The organism is Streptomyces sp. NRRL F-525 (assembly GCF_000716605.1).
Lineage (GTDB): Bacteria > Actinomycetota > Actinomycetes > Streptomycetales > Streptomycetaceae > Streptomyces.
Genome location: NZ_JNXE01000139.1, coordinates 1 through 445, shown reverse-complemented (window position 1 = coordinate 445; position 445 = coordinate 1). Strand labels below are relative to the sequence as shown.

Genomic DNA, 445 nt, shown 5'->3' with positions numbered 1-445 from the left:
GGGCGGGGGGCGGGCGTAGCGGGGGCCGGGGTGCCGTAGCCGGCGGACGGCGCACCGCCGTAGCCGCCCGCTGCTGCGCCGCCACCGCCGCCGTAGGAACCGCCCGGCTGCGGGGGCGGGGTGCCGCCGCCCGACGGGTCGACGACCGCGTCGATCTTCCACTGGACGTTGAACTGCTCGGACAGCGCCTGCTTCAGGACGTCCTCGCTGCCGCTGCTGTTGAAGTTGTCCCGTGCGCCGGCGTTGACGAAGCCGATCTGGAGGGTCGTGCCGTCGAAGCCGGTGACCTGCGCGTTCTGGCTCAGCAGGATCCAGGTGAAGCGGCGGCGGTTCTTCACCACTTCCAGGATGTTCGGCCAGAGCATGCGGGGGTCGAGGCTGCCGGGCGGGGGGACGGCGGCTTGGGTGGGGGCCGCGGTCGCCTGGGTTGGGGTGGGTGCGGGGG

At 74.2% G+C, this 445-nt stretch carries 1 pseudogene; it reads right to left on the bottom strand.

From position 1 onward, the window contains the following. Positions 1-445 (bottom strand): annotated as a pseudogene (locus OO69_RS48240) (DNA polymerase III subunit gamma and tau); the annotation flags it as partial.